General features: G+C 41.0%; 1 protein-coding gene. It reads right to left on the bottom strand.

The window, feature by feature from the left end:
• Positions 1-229: HEAT repeat domain-containing protein (locus ABF638_RS38555; protein WP_435027977.1), on the bottom strand; the 229-nt coding region annotated here is incomplete at both ends.

The following is a 229-nucleotide window of genomic DNA, read 5'->3' as shown; positions in this document are numbered from 1 at the left end:
GTGCTATCAACCCTTCAATCGCCGTTTGGTTACCAGGGTCAATTTCTATTAAGCTTTCTGCCGCCTGTATACGAATATAACTATTAACCTGTAGGTCACGGATAAGTGAAATCAAAGCTTCAATCGCTATTTTGTTGCCAACGCTGATTTTCCCTAAGCTTTCTGCCGCCTGTATACGAATATAACTATCAACCTGTGGGTCATGGATAAGTAAGATCAAAGCGTCAAT

Origin of the sequence: Nostoc sp. CALU 1950, from assembly GCF_051172895.1 — a bacterium.
Classification (GTDB): Bacteria; Cyanobacteriota; Cyanobacteriia; order Cyanobacteriales; family Nostocaceae; genus Nostoc; species Nostoc edaphicum_A.
This window is presented reverse-complemented; position numbering and strand designations above follow the sequence as displayed.